The sequence below is a fragment of the Geovibrio sp. ADMFC3 genome, assembly GCF_054687035.1.
On sequence record NZ_BAAFZG010000002.1, the window covers coordinates 2,698,877 to 2,725,251 of the forward strand.

Consider the following 26,375-nt stretch of genomic DNA (forward strand, 5'->3'; position numbering starts at 1 on the left):
AACTATGAAGAAACTGGCTAAGCCGTCGAGCCTTGAAGGCAGAACCGGGCTTGTGAAGAAAGAGGGAGAAGAGCTTCAGAGAAAAAGAGATGAAGCAAAAAGAAATGCCGCTGAAAAAGCGCGCAGCAGAACCCTTGCCAAGCAGCAGGCAAATGCGGAAAGGCTTGCCACAGCTTCGGAGGAGATGGCTTCAGCCATTGAGCAGTCCAGCAGTGCGGCCACCCAGCTCGGTTCAGCCATGGTTCAGGTAACTGTGGCATCTGCACAGGTCAGCAGAACCTCCGACAATATCAAAAACGAAACAGTTCAGCTTGAACAGGTGAGCCGTAAGGTTTTTGATAACTCAATAAGATACGATGCAGCTGTAAGCCGGATGAACGACCGTGTTGAAAACACCGTGAACGCTGTGAAGGAACTTAGAGAAAGTGTTGATAATACGACTAATAAGGTTGTGGAATCCACTTCTCTTGTCGAACAGCTTAAGGAAAAAGCAGGCTCCATTGAGCAGATTGTTCAGGTTGTTAAAAAAATAGCCGACCAAACTAACCTTCTTGCCCTCAATGCCGCTATCGAGGCAGCAAGAGCAGGGGAACACGGCAAAGGCTTCGCCGTTGTGGCGGATGAGGTGCGTACTCTGGCGGAAGTTTCAGAAGGCGCAGCAAAAGATATTAAAATAGTCATAGACTCATCACTTGACCAGGTAAGCCGTGTGGTGGAAAAGGTCAATACCTTTACCAAACGCTCAAAGACAAACCTCTTCAAAGCTGATTTCATAAGCAATAAATGTACTGCCATCAATGATGCTGCCAAGGTTATGCGTGAGCAGGTAAGCAAAATTAAGACTGATTCAGAAAAGATTTGCATGGAATCGGGCAAATCCCTTGATATTGTAAACCGTCTTGCGGCAGCAACAGAACAGAATGCCACCGCATCTGAGGAAGTGAGCAAATTCACCGAAGAGCAGGCAAAGGCATTTGCCGAGCTTACTGCGGCGGCTAATGAAATTGCTGAAATGTCTGAAGAGCTTAAAAACTCCACTGATATGTCTAAATCATCCGAAGAGGTTGCAGCGGCAGCGGAAGAGCTTTCCGCTACGATTGAAGAACTCAATGCCTCTGCGGAAGAGATTCTTAAGGCAATTGATCAGATAGACACCGGAACACAGGAAATGGGTGAAGAACTTGGCGGAATTAAGTACGAGTTTAACACTATGCAGAAGCTCCTCGACGAAGGTAACGAGTGCTGGGCTGTTATGATGGTTGAAGGTGAGAAAATTCTGACAGATCAGGAAGATATAAAAGCTCTTGATCACATTGTATTCATAAACCAGCTCGAAGAAGCGATCAATAACAACACTGTATTTGAAGGACAGCTTGACCCCACAAAATGCCCGTTTGGTGCATGGTATCTTACATACAAGCCACACGACCATGACGAGGAAAAATGCTACCATGCAATCCGCGAACCTCACAACCATGTTCACCTCGGTGCGGGAGAAATAGTGCGTCTTATGGCTGAAGGAAAGCTTGGGGAAGCAAGAGAGATTTTTAAAAATAAAGTCCTGCCCGGCGTTGAAGGCTTCAAACAGGAATACAGAGGTTTTCATAACGGAATAGAGCTTGTGGCTCTTGGTTTTGTGAAAAGCATTGAAAGCATCAGAGAGATAAGCACAGAAGTCAAACAACTTTACAAGTCATTCAGCAGTATAAGAAAAATTGTTGATACAATAAATAATGTCGCTATACAGACAAACATGCTCGCTGTTAACGGAAGCATTGAAGCAGCACGTTCAGGTGAGTTCGGCAGAGGTTTTTCTGTCGTTGCATCAGACATACGCTCCCTCGCCAGCGAGTCGGCAGACAATGCGGATAAAATGAAGGATATTCTTGAGGAAATGTACGAACAGACAGACAATTTCCAGACGGAGCTTCAGGAGATAGGTCAGCTTATCCGTGTGCAGATTGAAAAATCGGAAGTTGCCGTTGTAAACCTTGTTGAAACAGTCAGACTCAGAACAGCCGCCGCAGAGACACGCAGAGTTTCTCAGGCATTCTTTGAAGAAGGCGAAAGCATGGTTGTGAGGGTGAACGAGGCATGCAATGAAAGCCTTGAAGTGGCGGAAAAACTTAAAAAACTCACAGATGAAGCCAAGCTTGCTGCTGATGAGCAGGTGAAAGGACTTAATGAGATTTCTGCCGCTGCGGAGGAGGTTGCTTCTCTTGCTGATGAGATGCAGGCTTACTGATTTTTAAGGAGCAGTTATGGCTAAATTAAGCCCCGAAGAGGTATTAAACGGGGCGGAGCATTCTGATAAAAAGTATGTTTCGTTTACCGTTGGTTCAGAATACTTCGGAATACCTATAGATGAGGTCAGGCAGATTATCCGCCTGCCAAAAGTTACCCGTGTACCTAAAATGCCGGCTTTTGTTTTAGGCATAAGCAACTTAAGAGGCAGTGTTCTCCCTGTTCTGGATCTTTCTCTGCGTCTTGGTTACATAAACCAGTGTGTCCACGGTGAGGATACAAGGGTAATTGTCACAGAAAAAAACGGTCTTGAGATTGGCTTTGTAGTGGAATCCGTAAGTGAAGTTAAGTCCACAGAATCCGGCTCTTATGAAGAACTTCCTGAAATGCTCAACGGCGGTGCTGATAAAAAGTTTATTGCCGGTGTTTTGAAAATGCACACAAAGGAAGGGACAAGGCTTGTACAGGTTCTTGATTCCGGTGAGTTGGTGAATATATCGGAATTTCAGCGCAGGTTTGATGAAGCCGCCGTTCAGAGAGGGATGCCGATCAAGGCTGAAGTGCCTGATAAAGAAATGTCCGACTACAGACGTTTTATAAGCTTTGAGATAGACGGACAGGGCTACGCAATTGAAATACATAAAATAAATGAGATTATCCGCCTGCCGGAATATGTTACTGTTCCCGGAATGGAAAGCTATGTCATAGGTATATTCTCCCTGCGTGAGCAGGTGATTCCTATGATCTCGCTTCACAAAAAATTCGGCAGGAAAGCCTCACCAGAAACCGAAGACACAAGAGTGGTTATAATTGAGATCGAAAACACGCTTGTGGGTTTCGTTGCTGACAAAGTCAGCGAGGTATTGAGCGTATCCGAAGCATCCATAGAAGAACCCCCCAAGGTATTTGCTGAAAGCGGAAACGAAATTTCAGCAATTATCAAGGCAGAGCAGGGCGAAAGGCTTGTTATGATTCTGGAAAGCTCTAACCTGCTCAGGAACAAAGAGATCGAAGCTCTAAAAAAACTAGCAAAACAGGAAGGAGGAAGTTTGGTTATGGCAGATTCATCAGGTTCTTCCGCCGAAGAAAAACAGATAGTGACCTTCACTATTGAAGATGAGGAATACGGCATCTTTATTGAGAAGGTTCAGGAAATAAACAGATATACCAATGTGACCAGAGTACCGAAAACCCCTGCATTCGTGGAAGGAATAGTAAATCTCAGGGGCGAGGTTATACCGCTTATAGACTTAAGAAAACGCTTTGAACTCCCCGTCAGGGATAAGGATGAATTCACCAGAGTGATAATAGCCAACCTTTCCAGCATTCGTGTGGGCTTTGTTGTGGATTTCGTAGATGAGGTTCTCCGTGTGTCGGCTGACAGTATAGACTCTGTTCCGGCTGTTCTCGGCGCAGGTGTTGACAGCCAGTTTCTTGAGGGTGTGGTCAATTTAAGCGGAGAGCAGAGGATGATCCTTCTTCTGAATGTTGATGAGCTTTTCAGCAAAGCGGAGAAGAAGAAACTCGAAAAGATAAGCTCTTAAAAAGTATTTCAGAGACTTTTAAAAACTACTGCGGGTACCGGATGATAAAAGTTCTTATAGTGGATGATTCCGCTCTTATGCGGAAAAAAGTCAGGGAAATGCTGGAGTCCGATCCGGACATAGAGGTTGTCGGCACAGCAAGAGACGGTCAGGACGGGGTTACTAAAGCCCGTGCCCTAAAGCCGGATGTCATTACAATGGATATAAACATGCCTGTAATGGATGGTCTGACTGCTCTGTGCATCGTGATAGAGGAGAATATCTGCCCTGTCATAATGCTTAGCTCACTCACGCAGGAGGGTGCGTCAACAACTTTTGAGGCAATGGAGCTTGGGGCTTTTGACTATGTGGCAAAACCCGGCGGAACTGTTTCCATCAATATTGATGAAGTCAGGGAAGACCTTATTACAAAAGTTAAAGCGGCTGTAAAGGCAGGTAATTCCAAACTACGCAGAAAAACAGCGAAACCTGTAAAAAAGAAGCTTGTTGTTGAGCAGGAAGAGGAAGAACCGCTTGAGCTGGATGAATATCCCGCTGTCTGCATAGGAATATCCACCGGCGGACCGAAAACCATTTTCGATGTCCTGCCGGAGCTTGAAAAAAACTTTCCCGCTGCGGTTTTCATGGTCCAGCATATGCCGCCGTCATTCACTGCCACATATGCCAGAAGACTTAATGAATACTGCCGCATTCATGTAAAAGAAGCGGAGGCCGGAGAGGAAGTGCGTCCGGGTGTGTGCTACCTTGGTAAAGGCGGTTTCCACATGACACTATACAAAAAACCCGGCGGTAAGATAATTATAAGACTCACAAAAAAACCGGAGCATCATTTTGTACCCAGTGTGGACGTTATGATGGATTCTGTACAGAGCTGCTTCGGGGATAAAACAATCGGAGTTCTCATGACAGGCATGGGGGATGACGGCGCCAACAGTATGGTAAAAATACGCAAAGGCGGAGGCTTTACCATAGCTGAATCCGAAGAAAGCTGCATAGTATTCGGCATGCCGAAGGAAGCTATCGCAAGGGGCGGGGCAGATGTTGTTCTCTCCAGTACAAAAATAGCCGGAGAACTCAGCAGGGTTGTTAAAAGGGGGTGGTGAAATGGATATAAGACCACTGAAATCAAAGCTTAAGATCGTTTTTCCCGAAGAGTGTGAAAACTTTATGGCGGAAGAAGCTTTGAGCGTGCTTAAAGAGACAAATCTTGCGGCAAAACCTGCTGCGGAAATAGATCTTTCAGCAGTGCGGACAATGGACACAACTTTTGTAAATATTCTTGTCTCTCTCCTTAATACATTGAAGGAGAAGGGAATAAAATATGAAATAACAGGGAAAAGCAGTGAAGTCTCAAGGGTCATGGGACTTTATGGGCTGGGTATCTGACAGGGGGAAAACTTGAAAAGGATACTGATAGTTGACGATGCCATAACCATGAGGCAGCTTGTCGCCGCTACGCTGAAGTCGGCGGGCTATGAAGTAGTAGACGCCCGTGACGGCAAGGATGCGCTGACTAAGCTTGAGAATGATAGATTTAATCTGATCATTTCCGACCTTAATATGCCCAATATGGACGGCATAACGCTTATTAAAGAAGTAAAAAATATGGCTAAACACAAGTTTACGCCAATTATCATGCTTACCACTGAATCTCAGGCGGAGAAGAAAGAGGAAGGCAGAAAAGCTGGTGCTAAAGCGTGGATTGTTAAGCCGTTTAAACCGGCTGATCTTCTGGCTGTAGTTAAAAAGATAGTACCCTGACAATTTGATGTGAGCGCACGGAGAAGCAGATGGATATTCAGAGCATAAAGGCATCACTCCTGAATGAAGACGAAACTGAAAGACTGTATGCTGTTGAGGATATAATAACTCTGCGTTCAGAGGAACTTATACCCGAACTTATATCTGCTCTTGTAAGAGAGGACAGCCGCATGGTTAAGGAACTGATGGTGGAAGGGCTTAAACTTCTTGATACAACACCGCATTTCTCTTCAATTGCGAAATTTTTTGAGTCATCCGACGCATTTATAAGAAACTGTGCTATTGAGATCTTCGGCTCAAAAGGTGAGGATGCAGTACCGTTTCTCACATCAATTATGGATCACTCCGATAAAGAAGTGCGCAAGCTTATTCTTGACAGCCTTGTTGCCACAGGATCAAAATACTGTATTCCTGCTCTGAGAGCTGCTTTGAAGGATAAGGCGCCGAATGTGCAGATAACTGCTGTTGAATATCTGGGCAAAATAAACGATGAGGAATCTCTGGGTGATATTCTGGAGATTTTTGAGACTTCAAACGAACCCATGCTCCGTATATCCTGTCTGGAAACTTTTACTCATTTCGCCAGACAGGAAGTGGTTGATACTGTTCTGGATATACTCGGCGGTGTGAACATGGACAGCTTTTATAAGCCGTCTGTCTTCCGCATGGTTGCTGAGTGCGGCACAAGGGAGCATCTGCCGTTTTTGCTGACTTTTCTTAATAATAAAAACACATTGTTTTTCAATGAGATATCAGGTTCAATCCTGAAAATAATGATAAGAGATGATGTTGACGTTCTTCCGTTTGAGTATGAAAAATATGTAATCAACGGAGTGAAGGATCAAAACCTTGATTCGGATAACCGTATCACCTTTATGGGAATAGCTTTCAGGCTGTGCCTGAAGGACAAAGAAGACATCTTTGAAGAGTTTGTCGGAGAGGAAGACATGAATGTAATGCTTGCCGCTCTTGATAAGCTTGCGGTACTGAACAGGGAGAGAGCCATTAAAATAATTGAACGCAGACTTAAGGTTGCTGAAGACGATGTAAAAGAAGAGCTTCTCAGCCTGAAGGCACTGATAGCGGAGCAGTAAATGTTTGTTGTTACCCTTGAGGACTACAAAGATCTTACTGCTTTTATCTATAAAAAGTCAGGGATAAATTTTGAAGATAAAAAGCGCTATTTTATAAATAAGAGACTGGAAAAGCGTCTTTTTGCCCTTGGCATAGAATCCGCCCGTGACTACATCCGTTTTCTGAAGTTTAAAGACAGGGAAGGGGAAGAGTTTCAGGAGCTTATGAACCTTCTCACTGTCAACGAGACATATTTTTTCCGCGAATTTGCAACTCTGGAAGTATTTGCAGAGTTCTGCCTTCAGGAAATAGCTGAGAAAAAAGAAAAAGAAAAAGACGACACGATCCGTATCTGGTCCGCAGGATGCTCCACCGGCGAGGAGCCTTATACCCTTGCCATCATTGTGCGTGAACTGCTGGATAAGCATGAGGACTGGAATGTGGAGATTGTTGCTACGGATATTGATCTCTCTGCTCTGGAAAAAGCAAAGAACGCCCGCTATGACGACAGAAGTGTGAAAGATGTGCCCGAAGAGTATTATGAAAAATATTTTAACTATATTGACGGCTCCCATGTTCCTGTGAAAGCCATAAGGGATATGGTGCGGTTTGAACATATAAACCTGAATGACAAAATGCAGATGAGAAGGCAGAGAGGCTTTGACTTTATATTCTGCCGTAATGTACTCATCTATTTCGATGAAATTTCCAGAAAGCAGGTTGTGGATCACTATTACATAGCCCTTAACAGGGGCGGCTACATCTTCCTCGGTCACAGCGAGTCTGTGGGACGCATTACAACCGCTTTCTCAATTAAAAGGTTCGGCAGAAATGTCGTTTATTACAAGGGGTAAGACAATGGCGTTTAAAGTTCTTATAGTAGATGACTCGGACATGGTGAGGCATTTTCACGCCAATATCCTCAAATCCGCCGGCTTTGACACCGAACAGGCGATAGACGGCATGGACGCCCTGGAAAAGTCTGTAAAAAATTCTTTTTCCCTTATTCTGTGTGATCTTAACATGCCCAGAATGGACGGTATAACGTTTATAAAAGAACTCAGAAAAACAGGGAAGGAAACACCTGTTATTATAATTACCACTCAGGAAGAGGCGGAAAACCGCAGAAAAGGCTATATGTCCGGTGCTAATCTGTACATAACCAAGCCTGTGAAACCTGAGGAACTGATAATAAACATAAAAATGCTTCTTGGTATTTCCTGACGGGGTGGGGTATGGCTGAAATAGATATGGAAAAGTTCCGCAGGTCTTTCCTTGACGAAGCGTCGGAACTTCTTGAGCAGGTTAATGAAGATGTTCTCAAAATTGAAGCTGTTGATGACCCTGAACTTGTCAACTCGGTTTTTCGCTCCATCCACACTATAAAAGGTAGTGCGGCTGGGTTTGGTTTTGACCATATATCCGCTTTTACGCACCACCTTGAAACACTGCTGGACAAGCTTCGTAATAAAGAACTCAGCGTAACCAGCGAACTTGTGGACAGCATACTCAAAGCCGCTGACGGTATCTACGAAATGGTTTGTGCAGCGAAGGAAGGCAGAGAATATGTTGTGGATGAAGAAGGAATCAGGCGTGAGCTTGAAGGCTATCACCTTTCTTCCGGCGAAGAAGATTCAGCCGAGAAACCTGATGTTATCTCAGATGAAACTGATGAAGTATCTGCTTATGTATCCTGCCCTGAAATACGCTCCAAGCTGAAAACAGCAGGGAGAAAAGGCGGAAAACCCTACAGAGCTGATTTCCACTTTACTTCAGAAATGCTTGAAAACGGCTATGATCCGCTCCCTGTTTTGTCCAACCTTAAAATGAGTTCGGCGGAATATTTCTGCATCGCATATAAGACTTCTGTTCCTTCTATAGACAGCCTGAATCCTTTTGAAATATATCTTCAGCCGGAAGTCTACGGTATAAGCGATCTTGAGCCGGCTGATCTTGCTGATTTCGGGTTCGAGCCCGGTGTTATTTCAGTTTGTTCAGCATCTTTGGATGAGCCTGAAGCAAGTAAAGAGGAACCTTCTGTTACTGCAGCCAATGAGCAAAGCGCCCCTGCATCCGCACCTGCGGATTATATAACAATGGAGGGGATAGATGCTGAACTTCTGGGTGAACTTACTGCGAGCATAGATGATTATTTTGAATCAATAGAATCAGTCACATTAAAGCTTGAAAAAGACGGAAGCGGCGGTGGACCGGGTATTGATGACCTTTTCCGTGTTTTCCACACCATCAAAGGTGACTGCGGTTACGTTGGTTTCCGTTTTCTTGAGGAGTTTGCTCATCTTGTTGAAAGTGTTCTGGATGATATAAGAAGCGGCCGAATCATGTTTGATAAGAAGGCTGCGGATATTATTCTTTCTGTTGTCAGCGATATCAGGGATATGCTTACAGGGCTTACAAGAAATGGAATGACCCCTGTTCCCGACTCTTACCGTGTGCTTAAAAAGCTTACTTCAAACCTTGAGAATATGAAAAGCTCAATGACTGTTGTCAATGAGGAAGTGAAGATATTTATCAAGCAGCTTGAACAGTTTATAGAAATAATGAATATGGCGTCCGAAGGCGGGGAGCTTGATGTCAGGCAGGTTCTGAGAGGAGCCGGCGGTCTGAAAAACGCCGCCAAGTTTATAGGTTTTGACGATCTCTTCGGCATAGCGGAAGAACTTGAAAAATGTATAAAAGGGTCAAAGCCTTTTGATGCTCATATGGAGCGTATTCTTAAGTATCTTGAAGATCTTAAGTCTCCGCCTAAAATGCTTGGAGAGCTTCTTGTTCGTGACGGTAAGATAACAGAAGATGATATTCAGGATGCATTAAGCAAGCAGAAAAAACTCGGTGATATCCTTGTTGAAGAGGGTAAACTCGGTAAGGATGAACTTGATAAAGCTCTGAAAAAACAGGAAGTTATGAAAGCTGTTTCCGGAACAGCGAAGGAAGGCGCACCCGCCTCCGCAAAACAGCAGGCTGCGGGTGTTGTTCAACAGGAAGTCGGCTCTCAGACAATGAAGGTGGATCAGGAGAAGATAGACAAGTTTACCAACACTATAGGTGAGCTTGTGGTAGCAAAAAATGCTAATGAATACCTCATTCAGAAGATAGCCCGTGCGTATGCGCTTCCTTCATCTCTCGTGAAGGAGCTTAAGGATAATGCAAATCTTATTGCACGCATTTCACAGGATCTGCAAAGAGATATACTCTCACTGCGTATGATCCCGATAAAACAGGTATTTCAGAAGTTTCCCAGAGTTGTCAGAGATATATCAAGGAAACAAAATAAACAGATCGACCTGCGTATAATCGGGGAAGATACAGAAATTGATAAAAAAGTTGCTGACCTTCTCAGTGATCCTCTAGTGCATCTGCTTCGCAACTCATGCGATCACGGCATAGAAACAGCAGAGGAAAGGCAGGCATCCGGCAAAACACCTGTCGGCACAGTTATCCTTAAAGCTTATCAGGAAGGCAGCTTCGTTTATATTGAAGTAATAGATGACGGTAAGGGGATAAACACCGTTAAAGTAAGGGAAAAAGCTGTCTCTAACAAGCTTGTGTCCGCCGATGCGGAGTTAAGCGAGAAGGAGATCATGCAGCTTATCCTTGAACCCGGCTTTTCAACAGCCGAAAAGGTTACCGACATATCCGGCAGAGGGGTCGGAATGGATGTGGTCAAAACCAGTGTCGTCAATCTCGGCGGCTTTGTAGACATACAATCAACCATGGGAGAAGGCTCAAGATTTGTTCTGAAAATACCTGTGACTATAGGTGTTTCCACTGCACTTCTGGTTAAGCTCAGTTCTGTTGTTTATGCAATACCCATTGAAAATGTTGCCGAAACAATCAAGCTGCCCAAGGAAAAAATCAAAGATCTGCATTATGGTCTTGCTGTGCATTACAGGGGGATGGTGCTGCCTCTCTACAGCATGAAAGGGCTTCTGGATGAAGAGCCCGGAGAGCTGCCGGATGAGGTCTGCATAGTAATCACCAATACCGATATGGGGAAAGTCGGGCTTATGGTGGACGAACTTATAAACCGCATTGATATCGCAATAAAACCTGTACCTGAATACTTCTCACACCTTTCTTATGTCGGCGGGATAACTATTCTTGGGGATGGTCAGGCGGTTTTGGTTCTTAATACGAACAAACTCATATAGTGCTACGGAGTGCCTGATGAAAATATTTATTGTTGACGACAATGGCCTGCACCTGAAAATGTGCAATTTCATACTGACAAAGCTTGAACATGAAGTTTTTATTTTCGACTCTTTGAAAAAATTGGATAATTTTTCTCACGAAAATAACATAATTCCTGATATATTATTTATAGACTTCAGGCTTGGACCCACTGAAACAGGTCTTGATGTTCTTGAAAATGTAAAAAATAAATACAAATGGAAATCAGCTAAGTGTATCGCCTTTACTGCGGATGTCTCGGAAGCTTCGCAGCTCAGGACAAGTGGGTTTGACAATGTTATTCTCAAACCTGTAACCGAAAATATGCTGAAGGAAGTTGTGGGAAAATACTCCAGATGATTCATCTCAATGAGCTTAAAAATGAGCTTACAGAATATTTTACTGAAATAGTCGATATCATAAACAGGCTGATGGAGCTGCGTGGCAGCAGCTTTGAGAGCATGCTTGAGATTAACACATATCTTGAAAAATCAGCAAAAAGCTTTACGGACGATACTGCTGTCCTCATTGCTAAAATATCTGAAGACTTGAACAAAAAAGTTGTGAGAATAGATATAAAAACAATGAAGGATGATATCACTGACGCTTCGGAAACTTTCCTTAAAATTACTGATGACCTTGAGCTTTTGTCTTATAATACAATCTGCACCACCATGTCGCTCGGCGCTAAGGGTGCTACAATTGCCCATATAAGCAAGGAAATTAAGAAAAACTCAGCAGTTGCCAAAAATCTTCTTGAAAATATATCATCAACATTTACCCTTATTTATGACGATTTTAAAGAAATTAATACAACTTTCAGCGAAAACAGCTCAAAAGTGGAGCTTATGGCAGGCGGTGCTGATGAGCAAAGCGCACCGCTTGAAGTCAGCTCTGATATATCAAGGCTCATTGAGTGCAGCCAGTTTCATGATATTATAATTCAGGAAATAGATGCAATCAGCCACGCTATGATAGAATGCACAGATGATGACAGCTTTTGCCTCGGTAAAAGTTATGGCGTCCATGAACTGGCAATCTCAAAGATGGATGAAGTAAAAACGAAAATAACTGAGATTTTTGAAGAAATAAAAGAGGTTATAAAAGAATTTCTTTACCACATAAATACTGATATTCAGAATATTGTCAGCCGTGCCAATCTTGTTAAGATGGAGTTTGAGCAGGCAAAGGAATACAGCGATTCCATTGAGAAGATAGTGGGCGGGCTGATCAGCATGATCAGGCAGACAGAAAAAGAACTCAAAAACGCAGGAAACGGAATAATCACTTTAAAGAAATTCGGCAAGTCATTCAGAAATCTTGTTGTTATTACCGCTGTGGAAGTTGCCAGAATTGGCGACACTTCTTTGGAAAGTGTTGTCGTTTCCATGAGTGAAACTGAACGTATTCTTATGACACTTGTTGATAAGCTCGCTGTCAGTCTTAAACTCTGGGGAGAACTGAAGGGTGATTTTGTTTCTGTTTTGAATGAGGCAGACACAAATATTAACCGCCTTCGTGAACTGCACTCTGAAGATCATATAAACGATCTAATGAAAAAATCCGGTGATCTTGACGGTGAACTTGAACATTTCAGAAACAATTTTTCGGGTGATGAGTTTATACAGCATCTTAATACCGGACTTTTTAAGATAAATGATTCCTTTGATGAGATCGACAGGCTTTTCAGAAAAAGTTTTGAAGCTCTCAAACGCAAGATTCCTCAGTCATTATACTCTGACCCCGATTTTGAAGCCGGGCGTTCATCTGCTTCCATTGTGGATGTCATGGCTAATGAAGAACAACACTCATCAATTGATTTCTTTTAGTAAGCTGTTCAGCCTCCACAGGTTTTGCAGTCGGGATTCCTTTTGAGTTCAATGTGTTTTGTTCTATAGTCGCTCATGTCCATATAAAACATTTTGCTGCCGAGAGTTTCGCCGAAGCCGGTGATTATTTTTACTGCTTCAATGGCTGACAGGCAGCCTATAGTGCCGGATACTGCACCAAGAACGCCGAAGCCGAACTCTTCCCAGTCGTTGACGTCTTTTTCAACCATACAGTCAAGGCAGGCAGTTTTATGGGGATTAACCGTGAACATGTAGGCGGTCATTCCATCCATAGCCGCTTCAATCATTGGAATATTCTCCTGAACGCATGCACGGTTAAGATTTTTTCTTTCATAAAATGTTGGTCTGGCAGATACCGCAACCTGACAGCCTTTGATCAATTCTGCTGTATTTTCAGGAAGCAGTCTGACGTTGTGCATTTCCAGTTCCATATCCGGGTTCAGTTTTTTAAAAGCGTCAACGGCTATTTCCACCCTTGGTTCGCCGATACGCCCGCAATCCATAAGTATCTGGCGGTTCATGTTGGTTTCGGTCAGGTTGCCGGAGTGGGCTATCACCAGCTTGCCGATTCCTGCCATTGCCAGGTATGCCGCAGTTGTTCCGCCCAGACCGCCTATGCCGCCTATGAAAACAGAGGAATTTTTCAGCTTAAGCTGTGCTTCTTCACCAAAATTATCCATTATCATCTGTCTTTTATATCTTCTGAAATAGCTTTCCATATATCCTCCGAAAAAATGATCTTATTACAATAAAGCATTTAGAGCAACCCCGCAGAAACAGCATAAAATTGTCCGTATTTATGTTCGGAATTTCTAATATGGGTATAATGTCCGAATAAGTGGGTAATTTATTGATAATCATGATTAATTTAATTCAGGATGAAAAATAATGATAAAATATAAAAAAAATATTAAAATTCCGATTGAACTATTATAGAAGTGATCTATCTTATCAATATAAAGAGACTTTCACGCGGGTAAAACCGCATATTTCCCCTGTAGGTTATATTATGGAATAGCAGGCCGCAAGGCCTGCTTTTTCATTTTAAAACTGCTGTTAGTCTCTTATTTTTTTAGCCCTGAATTTTGTCCCCACAGGGGTGTCAAGAAGTTCTATGCCTTTTGCTGACAACTCTTTGCGTATTTCATCGGCACGTTCAAAATTCTTTTCTTTTCTTGAGTCCTGCCTTTCTTCTATGAGTGCTTCAAGTTCGCTTACAGGGATTTCGAGATTAGCCTTAAACCATTCTTCCGGGGTTTTTACTATTACGCCAAGAACATCATTTACGGCGCTGAAAACTTTTTCCGCAGATTTCCGGAGGGCTTCGAGAGTGTCCTTATTAGGTTTATCTGCGAGTATTTTATTTATTTTGCGTACCACTTCAAATATTGCTGCAAGTGCGACCGGAGTGTTAAAGTCATCATCCATTGCACGTTCAAATTCAGCCACAAATTCAGATGCCACATTTTCCGCCTCATTTATGACACTGACACCTTTTTTCCCTGCGGTGAATCCGTACAGCTCATCAAGCATGGTGTATATTCTGTTCAGAGAGCTTTCAGCATCTTTGAGCTTTTCATCACTAAAATCCAGAGCGCTTCTGTAGTGTGTGGTGAGGAGGAAAAAACGGACTATCTCCGGATCAAATTTTTCTGTTACGTCTCTGATTGTAAAGAAGTTTCCGAGGGATTTAGACATCTTTTCTTCGTTTATGTTCACAAATCCGTTATGCATCCAGTATCTCGCGAACTCACATCCGCATGCTGCTTCCGACTGTGCAATCTCATTTTCGTGATGTGGGAAAACAAGGTCTTTACCGCCGCCGTGTATATCAAAGGGAAGTCCGAGAATTTTCTCACTCATCACGCTGCATTCAATGTGCCAGCCGGGTCTGCCCGGTCCCCATGGGCTTTCCCATGAGGGTTCGTTAGGCTTTGAGCTTTTCCATAGAACGAAGTCATATGGGTTTTCTTTACGTTCGTTTACCTCAACCCTTGCCCCCGCCATCATTTCATCAAGGTGGCGGTGCGAGAGCTTTCCGTATTCAGAAAAGCTTTCCACTCTGTAATAGACATCACCATCAGAAACATAGGCGTGACCTTTTGCTATAAGGTTCTCGCACATTGCGATCATCTCACTTATAAAGTCAGTTGCCCTGGGGGTCTGATCGGGTCTTTTGACATTGAGGGAGTCCATATCCGCATCATGGGCTTCCATATATTTTTTGGTGAGATCACGCCAGTCAACGGAGGATTCATTGCTTCTTTTGATGATTTTATCGTCAATATCGGTAAAATTTTTCACAAATGTAACGTCATAGCCTCTGTAAAGAAAATAGCGGCGGATAACGTCAAACACTACTGCGCTTCTGGCGTGTCCTATATGACAGAGGTCATAAACCGTAACCCCGCAAACATACATGCCGACTTTATTATCATTAAGAGGTTTAAAATCTTCCTTCTCTTTTTTTAATGTATTAAAAACTTTGATCATTTATCTGTCTCCTTGATAATCAGCGGTAAACACAGGCTTCCAACAGCTTTTTGGTGTATTCCTCCCTAGGACTGTGGATTACTTGTTCGGCTGTTCCTCTTTCCACGATTTTTCCTTTGTGCATCACAATCACCTCATCACACAGGAATGATACCACGGCAAGGTCGTGGGATATGAGGACAAGAGTTATATTATTTTCTTTTGAAAGTTTTTTCAACAGGTTAAGTATCTGCGCCTGAACAGAAACATCCAAAGAACTGACAGGCTCATCCGCAATTATAATTTCAGGATCAAGACTGAGCGCTCTGGCTATTGAAACCCTTTGTCTCTGACCGCCGGAGAATTCATGCGGGAATCTGTCCAGATGCTCTTTCTCGAGCCCCACCATCTCCATAAGAGTTTCACATTTCTCTCTTATTTCCGTTTTGGTAAGGGACGAATGTGCAGCTATTCCATCATACATGGCAGAGAAAACAGTGAGCTTAGGGTTCAGGCTGGTGTAAGGATCCTGAAAAATCATCTGAACATTTTTGCGGTATTCAGCGTACCCTTTGCCGAGGGCTTTTATATTTCTGCCCTTGTAAAGTGCTTCACCGGAGTCCGGCTGAATGATATCACAGATAATCTTTGCAACAGTGGTCTTCCCGCTGCCGGATTCGCCGACTATACCGAGGTTTTTTCCCTGTTCAAGAGTGATACTTATATCATCGGCAGCTTTAAAGCTTGTACCTGAGCCCGCAAAGAGTCCTTCAAAAGCTGTGTAGATTTTGGTTGCGTTTATAAGTTCCAGAAGTTTCATTATGATATATTACACAAACATTCGCCGCTGGAAAAGGCATTTTCCCCTTTGCGAAAAATCAGTATTCATTTATTATGCACACAGGCGGAGGTAATGAACAAATGGAAAAAATAAACATCATCGCAGAACTGGAAGATTTGTGCAAAGCATCAGACACTGTAAGCAGGGGAAGTTCCTTCAGACCCTTTAGATATTACAAGAATGTGCAGGGAAGGAATATTCCTGTATTTTTTGTGGGTGTACCGGGGCTTACTGTTGCGGTCGCCATGTCACTTCTGCTTATTATTACGGTTTATCTTATTACATTGCCGTTCAATGTCTTTGTGTGGACTGCCTATCTGTTTCTTGCCGCAATAGTTATACGTTTCGCCATGAAAGTGGACAAGGCAAAGCAGATCCGCTATATGGTTTCCTGCCTTTGCAGACAGTCTCTTATGATGCTTGAAAAAGCCAATGAAGAGCTTCACCAGAAGGAGAAACTCGCCGGACAGGCGAAATATCTCCTTGAGCGTGCCCATAAATGGGTTGACGAACCTTCAATCCACAAACAGATAGAGGAACTGAAGGATTATAAAAGTGTGGTTTTTGAATAAGTTTTTTTACAGCAGCTTACGTTTGTAATAGTTTGAATATATAGCGGCAGCCGGATTATGTGCCAGCACTCTGTCCTTCACAATAAAGGTTGTGCAGGGAGCCTTGGAGTATTTTGAAAATAAAATATCATGCCCCACGCATAAACCGACTATAAGGTTAATATCCGTGCCGATGCTGTTAAGCACCTCTGCCTGTCCCGCAGGATTACAGGTTGCCTCGTATCTTTCCTTTTTCAGGTGTGGAATGCCGTAATCATCCTTGTTTATTCCTCCGTTTTTGCAGCACACGGAGTGTACTTCAAATTCCTTAGACAGAATCTTTGTCAGGATATCCGCCTCAGCAGAGAGCCCCACACATGACGCTATGCCGATTTTTCTGTATTCCATCAGGCGGCAGAACTCCATTATCTCTTCCAGACGGGTGTATTTCATATAATGTTCAACCTCAATTCTTCCCGCAACAGTGAGGATTTTATTGTCTTCCTCCTGTTCGTAAATATTACGTGCCTTTGTGGCAGCATCACTGAAGTCGTACCCTTTTGCGCAATCTTTTCCCTGATAACACACATTTGATTTACAGTTTGAGCAGTTGTACATTTCATACTCCTTGAAAATAAGTGAGCAGACCCCCGTCAGGGAGTCTGCTCTTCAGATATATCACCTTACGTCAGATGAATGCAATGTCAGATGAACTCAATACATGACAGCGGCTACCAAAGTCCGATAACCTTCCACCATGCAAGACCGACTGTGAAAGTGATAAGAACATTAATGCTTACAACGACGAAATTCAGTTTATAGAACCTCGGGCGCTCATAATACCCCTGAGCAAAATAGATAGGTCCGGGTCCTCCGCCGTATTCTGTAAGACCCCACATAAGGTTACCGAAGATACCAAAGCATATGGCCACCATTACAGACGGCGCACCCGCTGTTATTGCTGTGGCGAGGAACATGGGGTACATGGCGGCAACGTGTCCGCTGGCGGTGGCGAAGAAATAGTGAATATAGATATAAATCAGACCCAGAGCTATAAATGTCCAAATCCATGACCAGCCTGAGAATATGTGTCCGAAGTAGTTTGTCATCCATGATATGAACCCGAGATCTGAAAGACCTGTTGCAAGGCTGATAATTGCTCCGAACCATATGACTGTATCCCACGCTGCATAGTCACGGAGAACAGATTTCCACTCCACAACTCTGAAAATAAACAGCAGTGCGACAACGCATAAACCGACGGTTGTTGCGCTGAGTTTGGTTATCAGGCTTGTTGCCCAGCCGAGCAGAGCCAGAAGGAATATGATTGTGAGGGCTATTTCCTTTTTGCTCATTGAACCCAGAGAAGCAAGGGACTGCCTGCCCATCTCTTTTCCTTCCGGTGTGCGTTTCATTTCCGGATTAACAAGCTTGTAAATAACATAAGGAGTAACGGCAAAACACAGAAGCATAGGCACAATGGCCGCTGCTGCCCAGCCAGCCCAGGTTATCTCTATACCAAGCGTCTTTTCCGCAAGGCTTGTGGCAAGGGGGTTAGCCGCCATACCTGTCATGAATATCGCACCGGTTACAGGGGTGATCTGAAAGCAGGAGAGGATAAGGAAGTCGCCTATTTTCTTGCCTGTCGGACCCGGCTTGGAATCCAGAGCATCATTTATAGACTTTGCGATCGGGAGAATAACTCCGCCGGAACGTGCAGTCACAGAAGGTGTGGCGGGTGCTATAAACAGATCCGCTATGCCGAGGGCATAGGCTATACCGAGACTGCTTCCGCCGAACATTGAGAGCATTTTATATGCTATGCGTCTTCCGAGACCGGTTTCCACGAATCCCAGAGAAAGCACATATGCGCTGAAAATAAGCCATACTGTTCCGCTGGCAAAACCGGAAAGGGCTTTAGCCTGCGACAGAGTGGTTGTTACAATTGCAACGCAAAGACCGATAAGCATTATTGCGCCGGAGGGGAGCGGCTGTGTGAGTATCGCTATGATAACGGCGATGAATATGGCAAACATGTGCCATGCCTGAGCCGTAAGCCCTTCCGGAGCGGGAATTAACCATAATACAGCAAGAACCGCAAGCGGAACTGCCGCTGATAATAAACTTTTCAATTTACCTGACATATTGACCTCCCGGTCCGATTGTCGTTAAATGAATTAAAAGCCTTGCTTTTTTGAGTAAGCAAGAGTGTGTTCGATCATCTCGGAAGTTACACCGAGATAGTTTGCCGGATTAGTAAGTCCCTCTATTTCCTCACGGTTAAGGTGAGCAGTAACTTCAGGGATATGAGAAAGTGCTTCCGCGAGACTTCCCCCTCTCTCATTCACTGTTCTGCACGCCGCATAGACAATATCGTGTGCCTGCTGCCTGCCCGTGTAAGGAGCCAAACCCATCATAACAGCCTCAGCCACTATCAGCCCGTTTGTTATACCAAGGTTTTTTCTCATTCTGTCTTCATCAACAATCAGCCCGCCAAGCATAAATTTTGCCTGTTTAAGCGCTCCGGCAGTGAGAACAAAACTTTCAGGAATTGCTATCCATTCCGTGTGCCACGGACCTGTTGCTCTTTCAAAGTCCTGAATCATGGAGTCGAGCATAAGCCCTGCGTGCTGTCTTACCCCTTTGGCGCAGGCAAGCATCAATTCGCTTGAAATAGGGTTGCGTTTCTGGGGCATTGTGCTGCTGGCGCCTCTTCCTGTGACGAATGGCTCAAAGACCTCACCGAATTCATTGGATGCCAAGATCATCACATCATAGGCAATTTTCCCCATAGTGCCTGTTACCAGACCAAGAAAATTCAGCGCTTCGGCAAAACCGTCCCTTGCCACATGCCATGTTGACTGCGGCACACCCAGACCTAGCTCATCCATAAGCGCTTTCTGAACTTCAAGTCCTTTATTATCAAGAGATGCAAGTGTTCCTGCTGCTCCTGCGAACTCTCCGGTCAGAACTCTTGGGCGTAGCTGTTTTATCCTTTCTGCATGTCTGTCAAACATTGCAAGCCAGATTGATGTTTTATGACCGAAGGTGATGGGAAGCGCATGCTGAAGGTGTGTGCGTCCCGCCATGATCGTGTCTTTATAACGTTCTGTAAGTGAAATTAGTATTTTGCGCAGCTCGTTGATGTCACGCTCAATTACTTCAAGCCCGTCACGAACCTGAAGAACAACTGCCGTATCCATTATATCCTGCGTTGTGGCTCCCCAGTGTATGTATCTCCCCGCTTCACCGCACTGCTTCACAAGCTGATGAACCAGAGGGAGGATAGGATAACCGACTATGTCTGTTTCCTGACGCAGAAAGTCAAAATCAAGCTTTTCAATGTCGGCAAGTTCTGTGATTTTCTTTGCCGCATCAGCAGGTATTACCCCGCATTTTGCCTCTGCTCTGGCAAGTGCCGTTTCCACCTCCACATAACGCCTGATCAGTGATAAGTCGGAGAAGATATCTCTCATTTCCGAGGTTCCGAATGCGTCTCTGTAAAGGATAGAATCCATTACTGTTGTTGATTGATGTTTGTTGTCCATCATCAGATCTGCTCCTGTCTGGACTGCGCATGTCCATACAATAAAATTTGTACGTACATAATATATTATATTATGGCTGGACATTATGTCAAGTTACTTGTTATCTTATTTCTCAGAAACAAATGATAAGGTGAAAACATAATGAAAGAAGCACTTTACGTGCAGACCGCACGCATTCTTGCAGAAAGAATTGCCTCCGGTCATTATCCGAAAGACTCTCTTCTTCCCACTGAAATGGAGCTATGTAAAGAGTTTCAGGTGAGCCGTCACACAATCAGGGCGGCAATAAGGGAGCTTCAGGAGCTGGGGCTTGTATCCAGAAAGAAAAAAGCAGGAACCAAAATAGAAGAAGCCCCCACGTCCTCTAAATACAGCTATTCGCTGGCGTCACAGGAGGAGCTTTCCGACTTCGGCACAAAGCATAAGCGTTCTGTTCAGAAAATAGAAACTATTGTGGTTGATCAGGCACTCAGTAAAGAGCTTGCCTGTTCTCCCGGCGTGCGCAAGCTCCGCATATCAAGCTTGAGGCTTGATGAAGGCGACACCCCGCCTGTGGGATGGACTGATGTTTACGTTGACCCTTCATACACCGATCTGCCTGCTATTATGGAGGAGTCTCCCGAAATGCTTGTCAGCTCTCTGCTGGAAACAAGGTACGGAAGAAGGATTACAGGCATAAAGCAGGACATATACGCAGTGACTGTACCGGAACATCTTATTGATGTCCTTCAGACAGATGCCTCAACTCCGGCGCTTAAGATTATCAGATATTATTATGATTCGGCTAACAAGGCTGCGGAAGTGTCGGTAACGATACACCCGGCGGGCAGATTTGTTTTTTCAACCAGACTTTCAAAGAAATAAACAGATAAAAAAAGAAGCGGGCCGTTAAGCCCGCTTCGTATTCATTAAAGTGCAGGTCCGCCTTTTGTGATTTCGGGGTCCATTCCTTCTTCAAACTTTTTAAAGTTTTCTGCAAACTTGGCTGCGAGGCTTTTAAGGGTCTCGTCGTATGCCTGTTTGCTTGACCATCCGAATGATGGGTCAAGAACTTCTTCCGGTACTCCGGGGATATGCTGTGGTATGCCGAATCCAAAAACAGAGTCTGTTTTGAAATCGGTTTTATTAAGCTCTCCGGTGAGGATAGCCTTGATAATCGCCCTTGTGTACTTAATGGAGAAGCGTTTGCCCACTCCGTAAGGTCCGCCGGTGAGACCTGTGTTAACAAGCCAGCACTGAACGTTTTTCTCTTTGACTTTGTCACCGAGAAGTTTTGCGTAAACGGAAGGATGCCATACCATAAAGGGAGCGCCGAAGCATGTTGAGAAAACTGCTTTGGGTTCTGTAACCCCTTTTTCAGTTCCTGCAACTCTTGCTGTGTAGCCTGATATAAAGTGGTACATAGCCTGAGGAATGCTGAGTTTTGAAACGGGAGGCAGAACTCCGAACGCATCGTATGTGAGGAAAATAACGTTTTTGGGGTGTCCGCCTTTACCTGATTCAACAATTTTAGGAAGCTGAGTCAGAGGGTATGACGCCCTTGTATTTTCCGTAAGGCTGTTATCGTCAAGGTCGATAGCTCTTGAAGTCATATCAACAGCAACGTTCTCAAGGATAGTGCCGAATTGTCTGGTGCATTCGTATATGTCGGGCTCTGCTTCTTTGGAAAGGTTGATAACCTTGGCGTAGCAGCCGCCTTCTATGTTGAAAACCCCGTCACTGTTCCAGCCGTGTTCATCGTCTCCGATGAGGTATCTTTCGGGATCAGTGGAAAGGGTGGTTTTTCCTGTTCCTGAAAGACCGAAAAATACGGCTGTGTCCCCGTCTTCGCCTATGTTGGCGGAGCAGTGCATGCTCATCACGCTCTGTTTGGGGAGGAGGTAGTTCATAACGGTGAAGATAGACTTTTTGATCTCTCCCGCATAGCTTGTACCGCCTATCATGACGATTTTTCTTTTAAAGTTAACTATTATGAAGGTTTCAGAGTTTGTTCCGTCCTCTTCGGGAACCGCATGGAAGCGGGGGCAGTTTACCACTGTGAAATCGGGAGCGAAGTTTTTAAGAACTTCCTGATCCCTTTCAGTGATGAACATGTTCCTTGCAAAAAGGCTGTGCCAAGCTGTTTCGGTGATGACACGCACTTTAAGTCTGGTGTTAGCGTCAGCTCCGGCGTAGCATTCCTGAACGAAAACTTCTTTCGTTTGAAGGTAGGAAGCCATTTTACTGAAGAGTTTGTCAAACTGTTCTTCTGTGAATTTTTTGTTGTCTTTTGACCAATATACATCATTGGTCGTAGTGGGCTCATCAACCACAAATTTGTCGTTAGGCGAGCGTCCGGTGTGGTGTCCGGTTCTGGCTACTACTGGTCCGAGATGAGAGAGGATAGCTTCCTTTCTCATGATAATCTGCTCATAAAGGGCGGGCGTAGGCAGATTCCAGTTTATGCGGGCCAGGTTCCTGAAACCGTACTCCTCAAGTCCGGTGTTTTCGGTCTTCATAAACCCCTCCAAGGTTGTTTTATAGCTTTTTGAAAAAGGCAAACGGATTCTAACGGATTACTTGTTTCTGATCTATAGGAAATCGTAATGATTTTGCATTTTTTTGGCATTTTTTTATGTGCAATTCTTAAGTAGCTGGAAATCAAAGGGTTTACTGCCTTATATCCTGTGTAATTAAGGTGTTGATAATGTTAATCCTCTATTATATACTCATCGACTACGTAAGAAGGCGCATGCGTACCTATGTGCTTTCGCTTCACTCCTGAGATACATGATGGATATACACTTTTTTGATACAGCGGATGAAAAACACATCCGGAAAGAGAAAGAAAAAGCCCGTGAGCTGCGGCGCAAACAATGGTGGCGGGGCAAGGTTGACCAAGGCATATGCCACTACTGCGGAAGGCAGTTTCCGCCGGAAGAGATAACTATGGATCACATTGTTCCCATAGCCAGAGGCGGAACAAGCACAAAAGGAAATGTTGTGCCTGCCTGCAAGGAATGTAACAGCAAAAAGAAATATCTGCTCCCGATGGAATGGGAGGAGTATCTTAACGGATTCAAAGATAAGGAGAACATAGATGACAGGCAGCGAGATCAGAGCTAAGTTTCTTGAATACTTTAAGGAGAAAGGGCATGAAGTTGTGACTTCGTCCTCTCTCGTTCCCCATAATGACCCGACGCTTCTTTTCGCAAATGCAGGCATGAACCAGTTTAAGGACACTTTTTTGGGACTGGAGGAGCGCAGCTACTCCAGAGCGGCGACATGTCAGAAAGTTGTCCGTGCCGGCGGCAAGCATAACGACCTTGAAAACGTGGGCAGAACCTCACGCCACCATACCTTTTTTGAGATGCTGGGCAACTTCTCCTTCGGCGATTATTTCAAAGAAGATGCTATAAAGTTCGGCTGGGATTTCCTTGTGAATAAAATGGGACTGCCCGCTGACAGAATGTTTGTTTCGATATATCACGATGATGAGGAAGCTTTTAAAATCTGGCGAGATGTCATCGGAGTTAAAGAAGAGAATATAGAGCGCAGGGGCGAGAAGGATAACTTCTGGTCTATGGGCGACACAGGACCCTGTGGTCCCTGCTCGGAAATACATATAGATCAGGGCGAAGGCACAGGCTGCGGACGTCCGGAATGCGACCGTGACTGTGAATGCGACCGCCATCTTGAACTCTGGAACCTTGTTTTCATGCAGTTCAAGCGCGATGCTGACGGCAAGATGACGCCGCTTCCCAAACCCAGTATTGACACAGGTATGGGGCTTGAGCGTATCGCATCTGTTGTGCAGGGCGTCACCAGCAACTACGACACAGACCTTTTTCAGCCTATCATCCAGTTCACTGCTGAACTCGCCGGAATAAAATACGGTGCCGACAATGACAGCGATGTTTCTCTCCGTGTTATTGCAGACCATGCTCGCTCAACCACTTTTCTTATATCAGACGGTGTTCTCCCCTCAAATGAGGGCAGAGGCTATGTTCTCCGCAGAATCATGAGAAGAGCAATGCGCCACGGCAAGATGCTCGGCTTTGAAGGAACTTTCTTCTACAAGGTGTGCGGTTTCGTGGCTGATTTCATGAAGGGGCACTACATAGAGCTTGCAGATAAAAAAAGCTATGTGCAGAAGGTTGTTACAACCGAGGAAGAACAGTTCGGCAGAACACTCGCCATCGGCATGAAGCTTATTGATGAGCTGTTTGTAAAATACAAAGAACAGAAGCTTATTCCCGGAACAGAAATTTTCAAACTTTACGATACATACGGATTCCCCACGGATCTGCTTACGGATATTGCCGAGGATGCAGGCTTTGAGCTTGATATAACCGGCTTTAATGCAGAGATGGCAGCACAGCAGGACAGGGCGAAGAAGTCATGGGCTGGAAGCGGCGAAGAAAGCGTTTCCACTATATACAGAAAGCTTAGGTCAAAAATATCTTCCGAATTTGTGGGTTACGATGAACTCGAAATGGAAGAATCTGTAAGTGTAATCATTAAAAACGGCGATACATGTGATGCTCTCAGTGAAGGCGAAGAGGCGGAAATTGTCCTTGAGAAAACTCCTTTCTACCCGGAAGGCGGCGGTCAGACAGGTGATAAAGGCGTTATCAGAACAGCCACATCCCTTTTCCGTGTTTCTAATACCAAAAAATTCGGCGACGGTCTCATTGTCCATCAGGGCGTTATGGAAGTAGGTTCCATCAAAACCGGAGACAAGGTTCTCGCTGCTGTTGATGATGAGGCAAGACAGGCTACGGAGCGTAATCACACCGCTACGCATCTTCTTCATAAGGCTCTTCAGATGGTGCTTGGAGATCATGTGCGTCAGGCGGGTTCAATGGTTTCCCCTGACAGACTCAGGTTTGACTTCAGCCACTACACTCAGGTCAGCGCAGAAGAGATTGAAAGAATAGAAGAGATAGTTAACAGACGCATCATGGAAAACAGAGACGTGAGCGCATCCATAGAAACAAAAGAAGCGGCTATGAAAAAAGGCGCTATGGCTCTTTTCGGTGAAAAATACGGGGATACAGTGCGTGTTATTGAGGTTCCCGGATTTTCCACGGAGCTTTGCGGCGGCTGTCATGTTGACAGAACCGGAGACATCGGGCTTTTTAAAATAATTTCTGAAACATCTGTTGCATCGGGCGTTCGCAGAATTGAGGCGCTCACAGGTGCAGGCGCTGTGGAGCATGTGAGCCGCAGTGAAAGGGTACTTAAGAATGTATCCCTCACCCTCAAGGCAGGTGTGGAAGGCATAGAGGATAAAATCAGCGAACTCTACGCCACCATAAAGGAACAGGAAAAAGAGATCCGCAAGCTTGCAGATAAACTCAACTCCGCTAAAGCCGGTGACTTGATGAAAAATGTTGAGGAAGTTAAGGGCGTTAAGCTCCTTGTTTCCCGCATGGACGGTGCAGATGTTGAATCTCTCCGCAATTTTGTTGACACAGCAAGAGATAAAATGGGTTCAGGTGTTGTTGTTGCAGCTTCGGCGGACAGCGAAAAAGTTATGTTTCTCTGCGGGGTAACAAAAGACCTTACAAATAGAATAAAAGCAGGCAGCGTCATCAAAGAGGTTGCCGCAATAGCAGGCGGAAGCGGCGGCGGCAGACCCGATATGGCGCAGGCGGGCGGTAAAAACCCCGCTAAGACAGACGCTGCGCTCTCTGCGGTGAAAGGCATTGTTGAAGGAATGCTCGGCTGAGGATATAAGAGAGGCTCTGGCGGGGTATAAAAGGCGTACTCTGCCGGAAACTCCGGTGCAGGCGGCAGTTCTTATTCCTGTTATTACGGGGGGCTGCTGCTCGGAGATTCTCTTCACCAAACGTCCTGTAATGCTGAATGCCCACGGGGGCGAGGTTTCCTTTCCCGGCGGAGTTTATGAAAACGGAGATGCGAATCTTCAGGAAACGGCTCTGCGGGAGACACTTGAGGAAGTTGGGATAGAGAGCAAACGGATAGAGATAGCCGGTGTGCTGGACGACCAGCTCTCCAAAGCCGGTTTCCGTGTGACCCCTTACGTAGGGCTGATCAGCAAGCCTTTTAATATGACTGTCTCTCCCGATGAGGTGGACAGAATATACAAAGTTCCGGTGGATTATTTTTTTGATCACAGGACATCATGGACTGAGCAGTGGGTTCGTGAAGGCGAGGTCAGAACAGTTTTCTTTCACAGATATGATGATGATATAATCTGGGGTCTTACTGCGAAGTTTATAGATAACTTTCTTAGATGTATAAAAGCATTGGACATTTAACCTTTTTTGAATTAACTTAATTCAAAAGCTTAC

General features: G+C 44.6%; 23 protein-coding genes. 16 read left to right on the top strand and 7 right to left on the bottom strand.

Annotation, left to right across the window (positions count from 1 at the left end; all coding sequences use genetic code 11):
- Positions 1 to 4 precede the first annotated feature (4 nt).
- Genes ACYRYY_RS13170 through ACYRYY_RS13220 form a run of 11 tightly spaced genes read left to right on the top strand, consistent with a single transcriptional unit; the run spans position 5 to position 12,643 of the window.
- Positions 5 to 2,245, top strand: coding sequence for a methyl-accepting chemotaxis protein (locus ACYRYY_RS13170; RefSeq protein ID WP_460216055.1), 2,241 nt, complete (start codon positions 5 to 7; stop codon positions 2,243 to 2,245).
- Between the two features lie 16 nt (positions 2,246 to 2,261).
- On the top strand, positions 2,262 to 3,788 hold the full coding sequence (locus tag ACYRYY_RS13175) for a chemotaxis protein CheW (protein ID WP_460216056.1): 1,527 nt from the start codon (positions 2,262 to 2,264) through the stop codon (positions 3,786 to 3,788).
- Between the two features lie 41 nt (positions 3,789 to 3,829).
- Positions 3,830 to 4,891 carry a protein-glutamate methylesterase/protein-glutamine glutaminase gene (locus ACYRYY_RS13180; RefSeq protein ID WP_460216057.1) on the top strand — a complete coding sequence of 354 codons (1,062 nt, stop codon included), beginning with the start codon at positions 3,830 to 3,832 and terminating at the stop codon, positions 4,889 to 4,891.
- A gap of 1 nt (position 4,892) precedes the next feature.
- Positions 4,893 to 5,174 carry an STAS domain-containing protein gene (locus ACYRYY_RS13185; protein WP_460216058.1) on the top strand — a complete coding sequence of 94 codons (282 nt, stop codon included), beginning with the start codon at positions 4,893 to 4,895 and terminating at the stop codon, positions 5,172 to 5,174.
- Positions 5,175 to 5,186: 12 nt separating this feature from the next.
- On the top strand, positions 5,187 to 5,549 hold the full coding sequence (locus ACYRYY_RS13190; protein ID WP_460216059.1) for a response regulator: 363 nt from the start codon (positions 5,187 to 5,189) through the stop codon (positions 5,547 to 5,549).
- A gap of 29 nt (positions 5,550 to 5,578) precedes the next feature.
- The gene (locus ACYRYY_RS13195; RefSeq protein ID WP_460216060.1) at positions 5,579 to 6,643 is read left to right on the top strand and encodes a HEAT repeat domain-containing protein; all 1,065 of its coding nucleotides are present in this window, start codon (positions 5,579 to 5,581) and stop codon (positions 6,641 to 6,643) included.
- Entirely contained in the window at positions 6,644 to 7,477 is an 834-nt protein-coding gene (locus tag ACYRYY_RS13200; RefSeq protein ID WP_460216061.1) for a CheR family methyltransferase, read from the top strand.
- Positions 7,478 to 7,481: 4 nt separating this feature from the next.
- On the top strand, positions 7,482 to 7,847 hold the full coding sequence (locus tag ACYRYY_RS13205) for a response regulator (protein ID WP_460216062.1): 366 nt from the start codon (positions 7,482 to 7,484) through the stop codon (positions 7,845 to 7,847).
- 11 nt (positions 7,848 to 7,858) lie between these two features.
- On the top strand, positions 7,859 to 10,795 hold the full coding sequence (locus ACYRYY_RS13210) for an Hpt domain-containing protein (protein WP_460216063.1): 2,937 nt from the start codon (positions 7,859 to 7,861) through the stop codon (positions 10,793 to 10,795).
- A gap of 16 nt (positions 10,796 to 10,811) precedes the next feature.
- The gene (locus tag ACYRYY_RS13215; protein ID WP_460216064.1) at positions 10,812 to 11,174 is read left to right on the top strand and encodes a response regulator; all 363 of its coding nucleotides are present in this window, start codon (positions 10,812 to 10,814) and stop codon (positions 11,172 to 11,174) included.
- A complete protein-coding gene (locus tag ACYRYY_RS13220) occupies positions 11,171 to 12,643 on the top strand; it encodes a hypothetical protein (RefSeq protein WP_460216065.1) in 1,473 nt (490 codons plus the stop codon). The genes ACYRYY_RS13215 and ACYRYY_RS13220 overlap by 4 nt, the downstream gene beginning before the upstream one ends.
- Before the next feature lie 8 nt (positions 12,644 to 12,651).
- Here the strand turns inward: ACYRYY_RS13220 and ACYRYY_RS13225 are convergent, their stop codons facing one another.
- From ACYRYY_RS13225 to ACYRYY_RS13235, 3 genes are all read right to left on the bottom strand, one after another.
- Entirely contained in the window at positions 12,652 to 13,383 is a 732-nt protein-coding gene (locus tag ACYRYY_RS13225; RefSeq protein WP_460216066.1) for a HesA/MoeB/ThiF family protein, read from the bottom strand.
- A 337-nt stretch (positions 13,384 to 13,720) separates the two neighbouring features.
- Positions 13,721 to 15,157 carry a cysteine--tRNA ligase gene (gene cysS / locus ACYRYY_RS13230; protein WP_460216067.1) on the bottom strand — a complete coding sequence of 479 codons (1,437 nt, stop codon included), beginning with the start codon at positions 15,155 to 15,157 and terminating at the stop codon, positions 13,721 to 13,723.
- Positions 15,158 to 15,176: 19 nt separating this feature from the next.
- Positions 15,177 to 15,956 (bottom strand): ABC transporter ATP-binding protein, encoded by a 780-nt coding sequence (locus ACYRYY_RS13235; protein WP_460216068.1) that lies wholly within the window; start codon positions 15,954 to 15,956, stop codon positions 15,177 to 15,179.
- A 101-nt stretch (positions 15,957 to 16,057) separates the two neighbouring features.
- Between ACYRYY_RS13235 and ACYRYY_RS13240 the strand changes: the two genes are divergently transcribed.
- On the top strand, positions 16,058 to 16,549 hold the full coding sequence (locus ACYRYY_RS13240; protein ID WP_460216069.1) for a hypothetical protein: 492 nt from the start codon (positions 16,058 to 16,060) through the stop codon (positions 16,547 to 16,549).
- Between the two features lie 6 nt (positions 16,550 to 16,555).
- On the opposite strand, the gene ACYRYY_RS13245 is transcribed toward ACYRYY_RS13240, so the two are convergent.
- The 3 genes from ACYRYY_RS13245 to ACYRYY_RS13255 form a co-directional block, all read right to left on the bottom strand.
- Positions 16,556 to 17,146: a DUF1847 domain-containing protein gene (locus ACYRYY_RS13245; RefSeq protein WP_460216070.1), complete on the bottom strand. Its 591-nt coding sequence runs from the start codon at positions 17,144 to 17,146 to the stop codon at positions 16,556 to 16,558.
- A 113-nt stretch (positions 17,147 to 17,259) separates the two neighbouring features.
- The gene (locus ACYRYY_RS13250; protein ID WP_460216071.1) at positions 17,260 to 18,672 is read right to left on the bottom strand and encodes a DASS family sodium-coupled anion symporter; all 1,413 of its coding nucleotides are present in this window, start codon (positions 18,670 to 18,672) and stop codon (positions 17,260 to 17,262) included.
- Positions 18,673 to 18,705: 33 nt separating this feature from the next.
- The gene (locus ACYRYY_RS13255; protein WP_460216499.1) at positions 18,706 to 20,076 is read right to left on the bottom strand and encodes a class-II fumarase/aspartase family protein; all 1,371 of its coding nucleotides are present in this window, start codon (positions 20,074 to 20,076) and stop codon (positions 18,706 to 18,708) included.
- 141 nt (positions 20,077 to 20,217) lie between these two features.
- Between ACYRYY_RS13255 and ACYRYY_RS13260 the strand changes: the two genes are divergently transcribed.
- On the top strand, positions 20,218 to 20,940 hold the full coding sequence (locus ACYRYY_RS13260; RefSeq protein WP_460216072.1) for a GntR family transcriptional regulator: 723 nt from the start codon (positions 20,218 to 20,220) through the stop codon (positions 20,938 to 20,940).
- Between the two features lie 44 nt (positions 20,941 to 20,984).
- On the opposite strand, the gene pckA is transcribed toward ACYRYY_RS13260, so the two are convergent.
- On the bottom strand, positions 20,985 to 22,574 hold the full coding sequence (gene pckA, locus ACYRYY_RS13265) for a phosphoenolpyruvate carboxykinase (ATP) (RefSeq protein ID WP_460216073.1): 1,590 nt from the start codon (positions 22,572 to 22,574) through the stop codon (positions 20,985 to 20,987).
- 274 nt (positions 22,575 to 22,848) lie between these two features.
- Between pckA and ACYRYY_RS13270 the strand changes: the two genes are divergently transcribed.
- Genes ACYRYY_RS13270 through ACYRYY_RS13280 form a run of 3 tightly spaced genes read left to right on the top strand, consistent with a single transcriptional unit; the run spans position 22,849 to position 26,342 of the window.
- Positions 22,849 to 23,181, top strand: a complete 333-nt coding sequence (locus ACYRYY_RS13270) for an HNH endonuclease (protein WP_460216500.1) — start codon at positions 22,849 to 22,851, stop codon at positions 23,179 to 23,181.
- Positions 23,156 to 25,789 carry an alanine--tRNA ligase gene (alaS, locus tag ACYRYY_RS13275; protein ID WP_460216074.1) on the top strand — a complete coding sequence of 878 codons (2,634 nt, stop codon included), beginning with the start codon at positions 23,156 to 23,158 and terminating at the stop codon, positions 25,787 to 25,789. Before ACYRYY_RS13270 ends, alaS begins: the two co-directional genes overlap by 26 nt.
- Positions 25,770 to 26,342, top strand: a complete 573-nt coding sequence (locus ACYRYY_RS13280) for an NUDIX hydrolase (RefSeq protein ID WP_460216075.1) — start codon at positions 25,770 to 25,772, stop codon at positions 26,340 to 26,342. Before alaS ends, ACYRYY_RS13280 begins: the two co-directional genes overlap by 20 nt.
- The last annotated feature ends 33 nt before the right edge of the window (positions 26,343 to 26,375 follow it).